General features: G+C 53.6%; 13 protein-coding genes and 1 pseudogene. All 14 read right to left on the bottom strand.

The features are described from left to right. Positions 1 to 48: 48 nt before the first annotated feature. The 14 genes and pseudogenes from XYCOK13_RS18925 to recA all read right to left on the bottom strand — a co-directional run bounded on the left by XYCOK13_RS18925 (position 49) and on the right by recA (position 14,132). Complete coding sequence (locus XYCOK13_RS18925) at positions 49 to 339, bottom strand: PhzF family phenazine biosynthesis protein (RefSeq protein ID WP_213413806.1); 291 nt, start codon at positions 337 to 339, stop codon at positions 49 to 51. 154 nt (positions 340 to 493) lie between these two features. After that, positions 494 to 949, bottom strand: a pseudogene (locus tag XYCOK13_RS18920) (tyrosine-type recombinase/integrase); the annotation flags it as partial. A gap of 12 nt (positions 950 to 961) precedes the next feature. Continuing rightward, positions 962 to 1,363: a phage integrase N-terminal SAM-like domain-containing protein gene (locus tag XYCOK13_RS22050; protein WP_280520920.1), complete on the bottom strand. Its 402-nt coding sequence runs from the start codon at positions 1,361 to 1,363 to the stop codon at positions 962 to 964. A 777-nt stretch (positions 1,364 to 2,140) separates the two neighbouring features. Continuing rightward, entirely contained in the window at positions 2,141 to 2,602 is a 462-nt protein-coding gene (locus XYCOK13_RS18910) for a YlbF/YmcA family competence regulator (RefSeq protein ID WP_244865266.1), read from the bottom strand. 160 nt (positions 2,603 to 2,762) lie between these two features. Further along, positions 2,763 to 4,328 (bottom strand): tRNA (N6-isopentenyl adenosine(37)-C2)-methylthiotransferase MiaB, encoded by a 1,566-nt coding sequence (gene miaB / locus XYCOK13_RS18905; protein ID WP_213413803.1) that lies wholly within the window; start codon positions 4,326 to 4,328, stop codon positions 2,763 to 2,765. A 120-nt stretch (positions 4,329 to 4,448) separates the two neighbouring features. Next, complete coding sequence (gene pduL / locus XYCOK13_RS18900; RefSeq protein WP_213413802.1) at positions 4,449 to 5,024, bottom strand: phosphate propanoyltransferase; 576 nt, start codon at positions 5,022 to 5,024, stop codon at positions 4,449 to 4,451. 116 nt (positions 5,025 to 5,140) lie between these two features. Further along, the gene (locus tag XYCOK13_RS18895; protein ID WP_213413801.1) at positions 5,141 to 6,007 is read right to left on the bottom strand and encodes a 2-oxoacid:ferredoxin oxidoreductase subunit beta; all 867 of its coding nucleotides are present in this window, start codon (positions 6,005 to 6,007) and stop codon (positions 5,141 to 5,143) included. A gap of 1 nt (position 6,008) precedes the next feature. Next, the gene (locus XYCOK13_RS18890; RefSeq protein ID WP_213413800.1) at positions 6,009 to 7,742 is read right to left on the bottom strand and encodes a 2-oxoacid:acceptor oxidoreductase subunit alpha; all 1,734 of its coding nucleotides are present in this window, start codon (positions 7,740 to 7,742) and stop codon (positions 6,009 to 6,011) included. Between the two features lie 292 nt (positions 7,743 to 8,034). Then, positions 8,035 to 8,973 carry a dipeptidase gene (locus XYCOK13_RS18885; protein ID WP_213413799.1) on the bottom strand — a complete coding sequence of 313 codons (939 nt, stop codon included), beginning with the start codon at positions 8,971 to 8,973 and terminating at the stop codon, positions 8,035 to 8,037. Positions 8,974 to 9,065: 92 nt separating this feature from the next. Continuing rightward, entirely contained in the window at positions 9,066 to 9,326 is a 261-nt protein-coding gene (locus tag XYCOK13_RS18880) for a stage V sporulation protein S (RefSeq protein ID WP_213413798.1), read from the bottom strand. Between the two features lie 92 nt (positions 9,327 to 9,418). Beyond that, positions 9,419 to 10,213: a TIGR00282 family metallophosphoesterase gene (locus tag XYCOK13_RS18875; protein WP_213413807.1), complete on the bottom strand. Its 795-nt coding sequence runs from the start codon at positions 10,211 to 10,213 to the stop codon at positions 9,419 to 9,421. Between the two features lie 118 nt (positions 10,214 to 10,331). After that, positions 10,332 to 11,873 (bottom strand): ribonuclease Y, encoded by a 1,542-nt coding sequence (rny, locus tag XYCOK13_RS18870; protein WP_213413797.1) that lies wholly within the window; start codon positions 11,871 to 11,873, stop codon positions 10,332 to 10,334. 422 nt (positions 11,874 to 12,295) lie between these two features. After that, positions 12,296 to 12,967, bottom strand: coding sequence for a regulatory protein RecX (locus tag XYCOK13_RS18865; RefSeq protein ID WP_213413796.1), 672 nt, complete (start codon positions 12,965 to 12,967; stop codon positions 12,296 to 12,298). 118 nt (positions 12,968 to 13,085) lie between these two features. Beyond that, positions 13,086 to 14,132, bottom strand: coding sequence for a recombinase RecA (gene recA / locus XYCOK13_RS18860; RefSeq protein ID WP_213413795.1), 1,047 nt, complete (start codon positions 14,130 to 14,132; stop codon positions 13,086 to 13,088). Positions 14,133 to 14,443: the final 311 nt, after the last annotated feature.

Below are 14,443 nucleotides of genomic sequence, written 5' to 3'. Positions count from 1 at the left end.
TTCTATTGTACCTCAAATGAAAGAGGTTGAGAGTTTACACAAAATAGTTTACAGACTCGCTGATTTATCTATAATCCCTAAGCTTTTCAAACAAAACATCGACCCAATTGTTGCATGACCACATAAGTTGATTTCATGACCTGGTGTAAAGTATCGAAGTCTATAATCAGCTTTATCTGATCGTACTACAAAAACAGTTTCATTAAATCCTACTGCTTTAGCGATCGATTGCATCGATTCATCATCTAAGTAATCCGCATGTAATACAACACCTGCTGGATTACCTTTATTTGCAACAGAAGAAAATGCATCGTAGTGCAGAACTTTCTGTTTCTTCATCCTTTTCCCTACTTTCAATATGATTTTAGCCAATTTCCTCTAACGTCTTATTTACGAACTTTCGCCAATACGCTAATAATATATGGATAAGCGTAGTTCGGCAATCGTGTAAGATTTCGTACAATGTTGTAACGCCTATCCCCCTCGCGAAAACTTAATTGTATTCGTGATCAGAGTCCGGCCAGATACGATCAAGCGGGTTGGGGATGCGACGGATTTCCTTCGTGCTGACATGCGTGTAACGGCTCGTGGTGCGGCTGCTTTCGTGCCCGAGCAGCTCTTGAATGTATCGAAGATCCGTACCACTCTCCAATAGATGTGTCGCGAAAGAATGGCGCAACGCGTGGACGCTAACTTTCTTTTGAATACCTGCTTTTTTTACGATTTGATTAAATACCTTCTGAACGGTCCTTTCTGTGAGATGTCTTCGGTTATCTTGTCCAGGGAAGAGCCAAACCTTGGGCAGTTCCCGTTCCACATAGTGGCGCACGGCGCGAAGAGCTGTTTCGGATAGCAAGGTCTGGCGGTCTTTCTTGCCTTTCCCTTGCTGGACACGAATCGTTCTGCGAGCGAAATCGAGATCACGAAGCTGCAAGCGAACGACTTCACCTACCCGTAACCCTCAAAGATGGCCAGATGCCTCAGATTGTCTACATGAGCCAAACAGCTTCTTGACCTCTCCCTGGCTCAGCACATGGGGAAGCGTTTGAACTCGCTTCGGTCTGACGTAGGCCACATCTTCCTTCTTTCCATGCAGAACATGCTTCACATAAAACTTGATTGCGCTGATCGCCTGATTCACATAGGAGGAAGAACGGCCCAGTTGCAGCAAAGCATGCGTGTAATTATGCAATGCTCCTTTGCCTAATGGTCGTCCTGCCTCTTGAAGATGATTCAAAAACCTCTTAACCTGACCACAATAGGCTTTCATTGTTTTCGTGCTGTATCCACGCAGCTGCAACGCCTTACGAAGCGCGGGTTCGTTTATCTGTTGGGGGACAAATGCAGGAGGGTCCGCTCTCATTTCATAGAGATGATGCCTCTCCAACCGTCGCAATAGCCAGATACATTCCCGAAGCAAGCTGTTCTGCACGACCGGAATGCAAGAGGGCAGCGCATGCAGCAACATGTCTATCGCGACCTCTTTGAATGGGATTAGCCAAACCCGTTACGCCGGAATGTAAACCCTTCCCGGGATAGTCCTTACGACACTCACCACCGCTTTATCATACCGCACCAAGGTTAAGCTCAACTGACGAGCACTCCTCCACTCAACAATAATCCGCAACATTTACCATTCCTTTCATCCATTATAATCCACAAACCACCATATGGAAATAAAAAAAGAGACGTTCGACGGCATTCTCCATTCGATACGTCTCCGATGCTTTCGGATGAGACTCCTGTTTCTGTTATTCGAACAACTGCGTGACTTGCGCAGGCTATAGAGGTTCAACGATAGTAGTTGTTTCCATGAAATATCGTACTTGGCCTGCACAAGACTACGACCATTTGATACAGGAAGATTTCATTGTCGTGCTTAATTTCCTTCATAAAATGCAGGCATTGCTTATGCTGGAGAGAGATTTTCATGAAATTCCTGCGAATCTGCAGCTTTCAAATCCTGAAATGGCTGGATCTAGCCAATAGGCCACAGAAAGGATGTATTTTTGCAGTTAATGGCTGATCTGGCGCTGTTTTCGAATGAATGCTTGCACAATTGCATCTTTTCATTCTGCTCGCGAACTCCCGAACAGCAACAGCTCACTAGTTCAACCTATCTAGTCTGGCCCCGCTCCCATCAATCACTACAGCTCGCAGGCGGCAGATCCGCGCCGCTGTCGACGTTAATCTTCTCGGACAGGGTGTCCTTGATGACGGATACGACGAGCTGCAGCATGTAGTTGATATCCGTCTGCGTCTGCTGGAATTGCTGTACGAGCGGAATGCCGTCCAATTCGGCTTGCAGCTCGTCCATCTCAGCCTCGATCTTCTTGATCATCTCTTCGTTCTTGAAATATTCGAAGCCGACGATTTCCTTCTGCTTCTTCTTGATTTGCTTGATCAGGCTTTGCACCTTCTCGTTCTGCTCAATCATCTTCTCCGCTTTGCGGTACAGCTGCACCTCTTCGGAGCTGGACATGAGCTCGGCGACTTCCTTCGCCTTCGCTATAATATCTTCCCGCAGGATGAGATCCCGCGTATAGTGCACCTTCATCGTGGAGCAAGCCGGGGCTTGTCCGCCAGTGGATTGTCCGTCCATTCGATTCGCGCCTCCTTGTTTTCATCGTTCTATGTGACATGCAGCCCCATTCTTAGGCGCCATATGTGCTAATTCTTCAAGCTAACTCTATCGCCAGTCCCACACAGCAACCAACTCATTCGCAAATGGTATGCAATCCCCGCCATCCGAAAGCTCGTGCTTATCCGAGCGCTGCTGCTGTCTCCGAAACCACCTGCTCGACGAGCTCGCCCTTGAGCACCCACGTCTGCGGCTCGGTAATGCGAACATGGACGAACTGGCCACACAGTGATTGCGGCCCGCGGAAATGGACAAGCTTGTTCGTCCGTGTCCGGCCGGAGAGCACCTCGGCGTTCGTCTTGCTCTCGCCCTCAACCAATACCTCGACAACCTGGTCCTTCAGCGCCAGGTTCTTCTTCAGGCTGATCTCGGCCATCAGATCGTTCAACCGCTGCAGACGGGCCTTCTTGACCTCCATCGGCACGTTATCCTCCATCTCCGCAGCCGGTGTGCCGGCACGCGGGGAGTAGATGAATGTAAAGCCGGAGTCGTATTCGACCTCGCGCACGAGCGACAGCGTCTCCTCGAACTGCTCGTCGGTCTCTCCCGGGAAGCCCACAATGATATCGGTTGTCAGCACAACATCCGGAATCGCCTGCTTGATCTTGCGCACAAGCTCTAAGTACGTCTCGCGGTTGTACTTGCGGCTCATCCGCTTCAGAATCTCGGAGCTGCCCGACTGCACCGGCAGATGGATGTGCTCGACCAGGTTGCCCTTGGCGGCAAGCACCTCGATCAGATGGTCGTCGAAGTCGCGCGGATGGCTGGTCGTGAAGCGCACGCGCGGAATAGCGATCTTCTGGATATCGGCCATCAAGTCGCCGAACAAGTACTTCATATCGGCGAAGTCCTTGCCGTAGGCGTTGACATTCTGGCCGAGCAGCGTGATTTCCTTGAAGCCCTGCCGCGCCAGCTCGCGCACCTCGTCAATGACGTCCTGCGGGCGGCGGCTTCGCTCCTTGCCGCGCGTATAGGGGACAATGCAGTACGTGCAGAACTTGTCGCAGCCGTACATAATATTGACCCAAGCCTTCATGCCCTCCCGCTTCTTCGGCAGGTTCTCGATAATGTCGCCTTCCTTGCTCCACACTTCGACGACCATTTCCTTGTTGAAATAAGCGTCACGCAGCAAGTAGGGCAAACGGTGTATGTTGTGCGTCCCGAAGATCACGTCCACGAACGCATGCTTCTGGAGAATTCGGCTCACTACCGATTCTTCCTGCGACATGCAGCCGCACACGCCTAGAATCAGATCGGGATTCTCGGTCTTCAGCGTCTTCAGGTGACCCAGCTCGCCGAACACCTTGTCCTCCGCATTCTCGCGAATGGCGCATGTATTCAGCAGGATGACGTCAGCCTTCGTGCGGTCTTCCACGAAGCTGTACCCCATCGCCTCGAGCATACCCTTGATCGTTTCCGTGTCATGCTCGTTCATCTGGCAGCCGTATGTCGTTATATGATAAAATCGGCCATCGCCGAAACCCTTCATCTCTTCAGGTACTTCTGTATCGTAGAGCACCTGCACTTCTTCCTTGCCGCGGCGCTTCTCTTCCTTGTAGGAAGGCTCCGAGACGATATGAATATCGCGTCCGGCAATGCGGATGCGCTTGCCATTCTCATCTTCGCTCAACACTTTTGCGTTGGAAAAATCGAAGTATTTGCTGTAATCCTTCGTCTCTTTGGCCATACTCCTCACTTCCCTTCTCGTCGAACTCATTCCATCATTATAGCATGATCACAGTCGATAATCTATGGAAAGAGTGAGGAACTCTCGTGAAATCCCTTGACAAATCCGTATTGGACAAAATTAGGACAAAATTTCGCCCGCATCGCCTGTCTTGCAGCCGGCGGAATTGGCTTCATCCGTATCGATATGCATATCCAGCGCGAAGCTGTCGGACACCCGGGCAACGACATCCTCGAAGACCAGCGGACGCTCTCCATTCACGCGAACCCGCAGCAGATCGCCGTTCGCAATGCCCCACTTGGCCGCATCCGATGTGTGGAAGTGGATATGCCGCGCTGCCACAATGACTCCTTCCTCCAGGACGACCTCTCCCTTCGGTCCTTTCACGGTCACGCCAGGACTGCCCGCGATATTGCCGGACTCGCGCACAGGCGCCGGGACGCCGATCGAGAAGGCATCTGTACGGGATATTTCGATCTGTGTCTTGCCGCGAGCCGGTCCAAGAATGCGCACTTTGGGAAAAGAACCTTTTGGCCCTACGACCTCGACGGTTTCATTTGCTGCAAATTGCCCCGGCTGGGAAAGCTCCTTCAGTACGGACAGTTCCGCCCCGTCGCCGAACAAGATCGCAATATGCTCCTTCGACAGATGAATATGTCTGGCGGACACGCCAATCGGCACTTGCTTGCTCTCCATGCAAATCCACACCTTTCGCGTCGAATTGTCTCTTTCTCTCAGTATACCCTATTCTGCCGGTGAAACAAAAAAAGAGGCACAAGAGCCTGTCGCTCTCATGCCTCCCTCTTATACGCTTAGCGGAACTCCGCTACCAGCTTGTTGAATTCATCCTCAGTGATCGTCAGATCCTGCAAGGCAAGCCCTTGTTCGCGGAAGCCCTTAACTTGGTTCTCGTAGCTTGGACGCGACTTGTCCTGATAGATCAGACCGCAAGCCAGGCTGTTCGTCTCCATGATCTTGGACATCGCCATCACGCGGTTAGACGGATCATAATCAGATGATTCGTCGAGATCGACGATATTCTCCTTGAACCAGTCGTACGTGTTAATCTTGTTGAAAGTCACGCACGGGCTGAACACGTTGATGAAGGAGAAGCCCTCATGCTTCATGCCTTCCTCAATCAGCGAAGTCAGCTGCTTCAGGTTGCTGGAGAAGGATTGGGCAACGAAAGAGGCTCCTGCAGCCAGCGCCATCTCCAGCGGGGAGAGCGCGGACTCGATCGAACCAGCCGGCGTGCTCTTCGTCTTGAAGCCGAATGCGCTTCGCGGCGAGGTTTGGCCCTTCGTCAAGCCGTAAATCTGGTTATCCATCACGATATAGGTGATGTTGATATTGCGGCGGATCGCATGGATCGTGTGACCCATCCCGATTGCAAAGCCGTCGCCGTCGCCGCCGGAAGCAATGACGGTCAGCTCGCGGTTGGCCATCTTGAGACCTTGCGCGATCGGAAGTGCGCGGCCATGAATGCCGTGGAAGCCGTATGCGTTAATATAGCCGGAAATACGTCCAGAACAGCCGATGCCGGAAACTACCGCCAGATCCTCGGGCTCCAGGCCAACGTTGGCCGCTGCCCGTTGAATCGCTGCCTGAATGGAGAAGTCCCCACAGCCGGGGCACCAGTTCGGCTTCACCTTGTTACGGAAATCTTTAAATGTCGCCATCTTACATCAACCCCTTGGAATGGTTATACACTTCTGCCGGAAGGAACGGATTGCCATCATATTTCAACAAGCTGTTGAGCTTCTCGGCCTGCCCGACATGCAGCTTGATTTGGTCTCGCAATTGCCCTGTCGCGTTATTCTCCACGACAAGCACCCTCTTCGCTTTGTCCATCTGCTCCTTCACCAGCTCCGTCGGGAACGGGTGAATCAGGCGAATCGTCATATGATTCGTCTTGATGCCGTCGTTCTCCAAGCGGCCGCGCGCTTCATCGATGGTGCCTCCGAGCGAGTTCATGCTGACGATCAGAAGGTCTGCATCGTCATAAGGCGCATCCGCTTTGATCGGATCGGTCACCTGAATGTGATTGAGCTTGCGCAGACGCTTATCCATCATATTCTTGCGGTTGACCGCATTCTCGGACGGTCTGCCTTCCTCGTCATGCTCGACGCCTGTCACGTGATGCAGGCCGTTCTTCGTGCCCGGCAGAACCCGCGGCGAGATGCCGTCTTCCGTAACGGCGTAGCGCTTGAACAGCTGGTCATCGCCTGCTGGCTCCGGATTGCTTACGAGATAGCCGCGATCAATCTTGACACGGCTGAAGTCAAGGTTCTCGGCCGTTTGCTTGCCGAGCGCAAGCTGCAGGTCGATCAACAGAATAACCGGACATTGATATTTCTCAGCCAAGTTGAACGCTTCAATCGCATCGTAGAAGCACTCTTCCACCGTGCTTGGCGCAAGGACGATCTTCGGAATTTCCCCGTGCGTGCCGTAGATCATCGCATTCAGGTCGCTCTGCTCCTGCTTCGTTGGCAAGCCCGTGCTTGGACCACCGCGCATCGTGTTCACAATGACAACCGGCGTCTCGGTCATGCCGGACAGCCCGATCGCTTCCATCATCAGCGACAGACCTGGACCAGCCGATGCCGTCAATGCCCGCACGCCGCCATAGTTGGCGCCAATCGCCATCGTGACGGCAGCGATTTCGTCTTCGGTCTGAATGACTGTGCCGCCGTATTCCGGAAGACGCTTGATCAAATACTCCATGATTTCAGAAGCAGGCGTAATCGGATAGGCCGGCATGAAGCGGCAGCCCCCGGCAAGCGCACCCAGGCCGATGGCATCGTTGCCGATGATGAACAAGCGGCCTTCGCCGTCGCCTTCCGCCAGCTTGAATTCGTCAAGCGAAGCTTCTGCGGCGTCCAGAATAAACTGGGCGCCTCTTGCAACCGCTTCACAGTTCTTCTCTACGACTGCCGCGCCCTTGCGGCCGAATTCTTCTTCCACAACCTTCTGCACGATGCCCACATCGAGGCCGAGCACGGCAGCGGAAGCGCCCGTTGCCACCATGTTCTTCATCAGCGAAGTGCCGAGCTCCTCGGCAATTGCAGTGAACGGCACAGCAAACAGCCGCGCATCGATTCCTTCCGGGAGCTCCGGATTGAACTTGGCGTCAGCAATCACCACTCCGCCTTTGCGCAGCTCGTGAGCGTTCAGATCAATGGTTTCCTGGTCGAACGCGACCAAAATATCCAAATCGTCGGAAATCGCACGAATCGGCTTCGTGCTGATCCGGATTTTATTGTTCGTATGCCCTCCCTTGATTCGGGAAGAGAAATGCCGATAACCGTACAAATAATAGCCCTGGCGGTTCAAAGCGGTAGAGAAAATCCGGTCGGTACTCTCCAGCCCTTCCCCTTGCTGTCCACCGATCTTCCATGACAACTGGCTAATCACAACGTCCACTCCTTTAATGATCGATCGTTAGATCCACATCCGTTTAGACCTAGTGTAGACCAAACGGTGCTAAAATAAGTGCTGAAAACTTGGCTGATAAAAATATCTTTTCAGTGTCATCATCCATATTAAGATTTCGTTCGACAAAATGCAAGCGCATTTCCGGCCCGAACATATAGAACTTTTCGATCATATCGTTCTAACTTTGAGAACGATTCATGTCCAAGCTGTGACATTATATGCCCAACCCCCTTGCGGGACAAGGCTTGGCCCATTTTCAGCTGATCGCGTGCTAAACTTCGGGCAGGGCGGAATTGAAAAATTGTCGTGCATTTTCCCATAAAAAACCCCTCACTTGCGTTTCGCTGTACCGGCGCAGCAGCGCCTCGATCAGCTGCGGATAGCAGCCGGCGTGCTCCAGGCCGCGCACCCATTCATTGATGCCGTCGAAATCCGAGCCGAAGGTCAGCTGCCGTTCCCCGCCCAGGCCGCACACATGCTCCACATGGCGCAGCACATCATCGATCGCAGCCCCGCTGCCCTTGCGAAGGAAATAGGGCACGAAGGTCAAGCCCATAATGCCGCCCTGGCGGAACAGCGCTTCAATCTGGTCATTCTTCAAATTGCGCGGATGCGGACAAATCGCGTATGCATTCGAATGAGAAGCGTAAAAAGGCCTGCGGCTCATCTCGCACAGCTCCCAGAAGCCCGTTTCCGTCAAGTGGGACACATCCACTATCATGCCCAATTGGTTGCACTCCCGAACAAATTGCTTCCCCTTCACCGTAAGCCCGCCCTGACGAGGCTCTCTAACGCCGTCAGCGGCCCAATTGGCGTAGTTCCAAGTCAATCCTACCGCACGCACGCCCAGATCGAACAGCGCCCTTAGATAGGCTGTACGGCCTTCTATGACGTCTGCGCCTTCAAGCGTCAGCATCGCACCGGTTCGCAATAAATCCTTACTAAGCTCTTCCACATCCTTCTGCGAACGAATCGGCATGAAAGCCGGATCAGCCAGTATGCGTTCCTGGAACAAGCGCACCGATTCCAAGGCGTCATCCATCGTCGGCTTCGGCTTTCGATCGCACAGAAATATCGCGAACGTCTGCATGCGGACACCGCCGCTCCGCAAACGGGCGCGATTCGCATCCAAACCGGGATCATCGAAGGTCAGCTCCGGACGTTCCAGCAGCTTCGCCAGCACATCGCAATGTCCATCCCATACATGCATCCGATCCAACCGCCTCCCTTCAGGAAATAAGCAAAAGAAAAAACCTGTTCACCAAGTAAACAGGCACTTCACGAAAAAGCATCTATGTCGGCTTATCTCGGTTCCACGATCAGCTTGATAGCCGTGCGGTCCTCTCCGTCGATCACAATGTCCGTGAACGCAGGAATGCAGATCAAGTCCACACCGCTAGGAGCCACAAACCCCCGGGCGATGGCAACAGCTTTGATCGCTTGATTCAACGCGCCGGCCCCAATGGCTTGCAATTCAGCGCTTCCCCGCTCGCGCAGCACACCAGCCAAGGCGCCAGCAACAGAATTCGGATTTGATTTACCGGAAACTTTCAATACTTCCATGAAAAGTACCTCCCAGGGAATGATGAGTGTTTGGATTCCAGTATCTATATTTATTCGAGGATCCCTGAGAAAATTCCTTCAAGAAAGCGCTTCTACTCGTAAATAAATTCGTCTTCCCTCTTGCGGATCAGCTGAATCGAACCGGCTCTGCCCGTCGCATCGTCGATCTCCGTCAGCACGGCATGGAATTGCCACGGCCCTTCATCTGCTGTAAAGCGCGCAGGCAGACCGGTCAAAAAGCGGTGCATCACAGCCTCCCGCTCCATGCCGAGTACGCCCTCATGCGAACCGCACATCCCTACATCCGTCACATAGGCAGTACCGCCGGGCAGCACCCGTTCATCGTGGGTTTGCACATGCGTGTGCGTGCCGACGACGACCGAAGCGCGACCGTCCAAATACCAGCCCATGGCGATCTTCTCGCTAGTCGCCTCCGCGTGGAAGTCGACGAATACGCAGCGAGTCTCCGTACCCAACTGTTCGAGCAATGCATCCATCGTGCGAAAAGGACAATCGAGCGGCGGCAGGAAGGTTCGCCCCTGCACATTGATTACAGCGAGCGACTTCCCCCGCTTCTTCAGTACCATCATCCCTTGGCCCGGCGTTCCCGGAGGGAAGTTCGCGGGCCGCACGAGCCGGCTTTCGCTATCAATGAACTGAAAGATGTCCTTATTGTCCCATGTATGGTTGCCCATCGTCAGCCCGTCAGCGCCCCACGAATAGAAATCCCTGGCCAAAGCTTCGGTCAGGCCCTTCCCGCCCGCAGCATTCTCGGCATTGACCAGCACGAAATCCGGTTGATGCTTTTGCTTGAGCGCGGGAAGCATGCGCCGCACCGCCTCTCGTCCCGCAGAGCCTACGACATCGCCGATAAATAGTACCTTGATAATGCACTCCTCCTCATGATTTCAACCTACTGTTTTTATGCGCCAGACGCAGAAAAAAGTGGCCGTTGGCCACTTTTCCTGTTAGCTTGTAACGGCAATGCTGTGCCGAATGCTATGCTTATTTCGCATATTCGACGGCCCGGGTTTCCCGGATGACCGTCACCTTGATATGACCCGGGTAATCGAGCTCGCCTTCGATCCGCTTCGTAATGTCGCGGGCCAGGCGGAACGCTTCCGCGTCGTCGATCTTCTCCGGTGTGACCATAACGCGAAGCTCGCGTCCGGCTTGAATCGCGTACGACTTGTCGACGCCTTCGAACGATTCGGAAATCTCCTCCAGCTTCTCCAAGCGCTTGATGTACGTTTCCAGCGTTTCGCGTCTTGCTCCCGGACGCGCGGCAGACAAAGCATCGGCAGCGCCGACCAATACAGCTATTACCGAAGTTGCCTCCGTATCGCCATGATGCGATGCAATGCTGTTAATCACAACCGGATGCTCCTTGTACTTCTTGCCGATTTCCACGCCAATTTCCACGTGGGAGCCTTCGACTTCATGATCCAGCGCTTTGCCGATATCATGCAAGAGCCCTGCACGCTTGGCGAGTGTGATGTCTTCGCCCAATTCACCAGCCATCAACCCTGCCAAATGTGCAACCTCGAGCGAATGCTTCAATACGTTTTGGCCGTAGCTTGTACGGAAACGGAGTCGACCCAAAATTTTGATCAGATCCGGATGAAGCCCGTGCACGCCGATTTCGAAGGTCGCTTGCTCGCCGTACTCGCGGATGCGCTCATCCACTTCCTTGCGCGACTTCTCGACCATCTCCTCGATTCGCGCCGGATGGATGCGGCCATCGGCCACCAGCTTCTCCAGCGCTGTACGCGCAATTTCCCGGCGAATCGGGTCAAAGCCCGACAGAATGACCGCCTCCGGCGTGTCGTCAATGATCAGGTCTATGCCTGTCAGCGTTTCCAGCGCCCGAATATTGCGGCCTTCCCGGCCGATAATGCGGCCCTTCATCTCTTCATTCGGCAACGCCACAACCGATACGGTTGTCTCGGCTACGTGGTCTGCGGCGCAACGCTGAATCGCGAGCGAGATAATGTCGCGCGCGCGCTTGTCCGCTTCCTCCTTCGCCTGCTGCTCCAGGTCCTTGATCAACTGGGCGGTTTCGTGGCGCACTTCCTGCTCCACATTGCCCAATATAATTTTGCGGGCGTCCTCGGTCGTCAGACCCGAGATCCGCTCCAACTCCGCTACCTGGGTGCGGTAAAGTTCATCGATTTGTTCTTGTGTCTCTTCAATCCGTTTCTCTTTGTTGGCAATTTTTTCTTCTTTACGCTCCAAAGATTCTAATTTCTTATCCAGCGATTCCTCTTTCTGAAGCAATCGCCTTTCGAGACGCTGCACCTCATTGCGTCGGTCGCGAATGTCCCGCTCAGCCTCAGCCCGGAGTCTATGAACCTCGTCCTTTGCTTCCACGACAGTGACTTTCTTCAGCGCTTCTGCATCCTTGCGGCCTTGCTCCACGATCTGCTCAGCCCTGGCCTCCGCACTGGCAATTTTCGCCTCGGCAAGGGACTTCCGGATAAAATAACCAATCCCAAAGCATAAAGCGCCAACTACGAGAACAATCAAGAGCACGATGATTGGATCCACCTGCTCACCTCCTCGTCATTCCCTTTGCAAGATGCAAGCGAATGTGTTGGTTGTCATAAAAAGCTTTGGTTTTCAAAATTCATTTGATTACGTTTTCTTGCGCATGACAATGTGTCCGTCCGCCAACGCAGCAGTTCACGCCGCATGGCGATGTCCGTCCGACAATCGTTCGCCTGTGAAACTTGTCGGAATTTCTTAGATGCAGGCGAATGTGAAAATGGGCGAAAGATTACCTGCAGAAAGAAAAAAACTGCAGGGACTTCCAGCACAAGAATGTGAATAGAAGTACTTACATATTGTATCTTTTGTAAATTCAGATTGTCAAGATGAATGAATAGGGAGATTTGTAAATGAGGGAATTATGCCTGCAGCTGCAAGAGGGGGATTGCCGAATTTGTCGAAGCTTGCGGGGCGTCGAGCGGCTATTCCCAATCCAACTCGCCCGCATCCGCCTCTTCCGCTTCTTCCATATAGGCGCGCAGGCTGTCCCGAATGAGCGCGGAATCGAAGCCCTTGCGGTACAAGAATGCGGCCATTTTCTGCTTGCGGACTCGCGTGTCTCCCTTCAGAGCGGGCCACTTCTTGCGAATCCAGTTCAACGCATTGTCCCGTTCCTGCTGCGTATTCGTCTCGGCCAGAGCGTCCGCTATATCGTCCTGCTCTATTCCGCGCTGCTTGAGCTCCTGCTCGATCAGCCGCTTTCCCTTGCGCTGGATGCGGGAGCGGTGTGAAGTCAGCTGTCTGGCGAACGCCCGGTCATCCATCATGCCAAGCTCGCGGCATCGGCTTACCGCCTGCAGGATGATCTTCTGGGCGTATCCCTTCTGCTTGAGTCCCTGCACCAGCTCTTGCTCGGAACGGGCGCGCACGGACAGCCAGCGCAGCGCCTGCTGAATCGCCTCCTGCGCGGATTCCTCCTGCCGAATGCGGCGGATCGTCGACGCATCAAGCGTCTCCCCCTTCAGCAGCCGATACTTGACCAGCACGTCCTCGTGAACGTCCAGCTGTCGGCCGTCTTCCAGGTGGACACGATATTGTCCCTTCTGCTTGCCGTCGGCTTCCACCGCCGTAATCGTAACCCCTGCCCCGCTCATCCCGCTGCCTCCAGTCTCTTCGCTAATTTAGCGCACAGCTAGCTTCGTCATCGCCTTAATCAGTGGCAAATGGAAAGAAGGCGCCTCGTATGAGGCGCCTTCTTCTGCTATCATTCATTTACTCGGACAGCAAAAGCTCTTCCTCTGCCTCATCGTCCACGTCCGGTTGACCCTTCTGCGGAATCAAGCTGACGGCCTCGCGAATTCTCGTTTCAATTGTATGCGCAACCTGCGGATTATCCTTCAGGAACTGCTTGGCGTTCTCACGACCTTGTCCAAGCCGCTCTCCTTCGTAGGAAAACCATGCGCCGCTCTTGTTGATAATGTCCATCTCGACACCGATGTCAATGATGCTGCCTTCCTTCGAGATGCCCTCGCCATACATAATATCGACATCCGCCTGCTTGAACGGCGGCGCCACCTTGTTCTTGACGACCTTAATGCGCGTGCGGTTGCCCACAACATCGTTGCCCTGCTTGATCGATTCCACGCGGCGCACGTCGAGCCGCACCGTGGAGTAAAACTTCAGCGCGCGTCCACCCGGCGTAGTCTCCGGATTGCCGAACATGATGCCGACCTTCTCCCGCAGCTGGTTAATAAAGATCGCAATCGTCTTGGACTTGCTGATCGCGCCGGACAGCTTGCGCAGCGCTTGCGACATCAGACGCGCCTGCAGGCCGACGTGGGAATCGCCCATCTCTCCCTCGATCTCTGCCTTCGGAACGAGAGCCGCTACCGAGTCGATGACGATAATGTCGACCGCGCCGCTGCGTACGAGCGCCTCGGCAATTTCCAGTCCTTGCTCGCCCGTATCCGGCTGCGCAAGCAGCAGCTCGTCAATGTTCACGCCCAGCTTGCTGGCATAAACCGGGTCGAGCGCGTGCTCCGCGTCGATAAAGGCTGCTTGTCCGCCCGCCTTCTGCGCCTCGGCAATCGCATGCAGCGAGACGGTCGTCTTACCGGACGATTCCGGCCCGTATATTTCAATAATCCGGCCTCGGGGGAATCCGCCCACCCCAAGGGCAATATCCAGGGCAAGCGCGCCGCTGGAGACCGTCTCCACCTGCATATGGGTGGATTCCCCCAGCTTCATGATCGATCCCTTGCCAAATTGCTTCTCAATGTTGCGTAACGCCATATCCAATGCTGCGCGACGGTCCGTCAAGAAACTCACATCCTTCGCTCATAATAAAATGGGAGTATTGCGCCCAGAATCGAACATACATTCGATTAAAGGTTCAAAATAAAACCGCAACAAAGATTCATTCAGCTTTGTTACGGTTCTTCCGTATACTCGTATTATAGTGCAACCGCTCCAAGAAATCAACCCTTAACCAATCGCTTTGTTACTATTCCGTGATAATGTCATACCATAACTGTTCTGAGATAATGTCACTATGGGACAGGAGATAGTGACATTGACCAAAACAGAATTAAAAAAGGTACTTGTGGTAGAGAAAATCCTCGAAGGACACA

The organism is Xylanibacillus composti, from assembly GCF_018403685.1.
Taxonomy (GTDB): domain Bacteria; phylum Bacillota; class Bacilli; order Paenibacillales; family K13; genus Xylanibacillus; species Xylanibacillus composti.
The sequence above is the reverse complement of the archived record's forward strand: the minus strand, read 5'-3'. Positions and strand labels throughout refer to the sequence as shown.

Excerpts from the sequence above, each read along its gene's own strand:
- XYCOK13_RS18925 (WP_213413806.1), bottom strand. The coding sequence starts at position 339 with ATGAAGAAACAGAAAGTTCTGCACTACGATGCATTTTCTTCTGTTGCA.
- XYCOK13_RS22050 (WP_280520920.1), bottom strand. The coding sequence starts at position 1,363 with ATGAGAGCGGACCCTCCTGCATTTGTCCCCCAACAGATAAACGAACCC.
- XYCOK13_RS18910 (WP_244865266.1), bottom strand. The coding sequence starts at position 2,602 with ATGGACGGACAATCCACTGGCGGACAAGCCCCGGCTTGCTCCACGATG.
- miaB (WP_213413803.1), bottom strand. The coding sequence starts at position 4,328 with ATGGCCAAAGAGACGAAGGATTACAGCAAATACTTCGATTTTTCCAAC.
- pduL (WP_213413802.1), bottom strand. The coding sequence starts at position 5,024 with ATGGAGAGCAAGCAAGTGCCGATTGGCGTGTCCGCCAGACATATTCAT.
- XYCOK13_RS18895 (WP_213413801.1), bottom strand. The coding sequence starts at position 6,007 with ATGGCGACATTTAAAGATTTCCGTAACAAGGTGAAGCCGAACTGGTGC.
- XYCOK13_RS18885 (WP_213413799.1), bottom strand. The coding sequence starts at position 8,973 with ATGCATGTATGGGATGGACATTGCGATGTGCTGGCGAAGCTGCTGGAA.
- XYCOK13_RS18880 (WP_213413798.1), bottom strand. The coding sequence starts at position 9,326 with ATGGAAGTATTGAAAGTTTCCGGTAAATCAAATCCGAATTCTGTTGCT.
- XYCOK13_RS18865 (WP_213413796.1), bottom strand. The coding sequence starts at position 12,967 with ATGAGCGGGGCAGGGGTTACGATTACGGCGGTGGAAGCCGACGGCAAG.